Below are 744 nucleotides of genomic sequence, written 5' to 3'. Positions count from 1 at the left end.
CTAAGGTAAAGGTCGTACTTGCTGTTTTAACATTTCCGGCCGTATCGGTATCGGTTACGGTTACCGTATACTCGCCATCGACTGTCGGTGCGCTGTACTCCGTAGTCGCCGCCGCGCCATCAATTGAGTAGACTCTGGTGACATCAGCTGCTGCGGCACTAAATATTAAGGCTTCATCATTTGTAATGGTATCGCTAGCACTTGCTCCACTATCGTTATCAAGTGTAATGCTTGGCATAGCAACCGTTGTGTCTAAGGTAAAGGTCGTACTTGCTGTTTTAACGTTTCCGGCCGTATCGGTATCGGTTACGGTTACCGTATACTCGCCATCGACTGTCGGTGCGCTGTACTCCGTAGTCGCCGCCGCGCCATCAATTGAGTAGACTCTGGTGACATCAGCTGCTGCGGCGCTAAATATTAAGGCTTCATCATTTGTAATGGTATCGCTAGCACTTGCTCCACTATCGTTATCAAGTGTAATGCTTGGCATAGCAACCGTTGTGTCTAAGGTAAAGGTCGTACTTGCTGTTTTAACGTTTCCGGCCGTATCGGTATCCGTGACCGTGACCGTATACCCGCCATCGACTGTCGGTGCGGTGTACTCCGTAGTCGCCGCTGCGCCATCAATTGAATAAGTTCTATTTACATCACTAGCTGCTTCACTAAAGCTTAAGGCTGCATCGTTTGTAATAACGTCATCGTTCAGCGTCCCTGAGTCTGTTGTTAAGCCAACGGTTGGTATCG

At 48.9% G+C, this 744-nt stretch carries 1 protein-coding gene; it reads right to left on the bottom strand.

All coding sequences use genetic code 11. From position 1 onward, the window contains the following. Window positions 1-744, bottom strand: a 744-nt coding sequence (locus ESZ39_RS17620; RefSeq protein WP_146881203.1) for an Ig-like domain-containing protein, incomplete at both ends; no start/stop codon positions are given.

The sequence above is a fragment of the Colwellia sp. C1TZA3 genome, assembly GCF_007954265.1.
Taxonomy (GTDB): domain Bacteria; phylum Pseudomonadota; class Gammaproteobacteria; order Enterobacterales; family Alteromonadaceae; genus Cognaticolwellia.
This window is presented reverse-complemented; position numbering and strand designations above follow the sequence as displayed.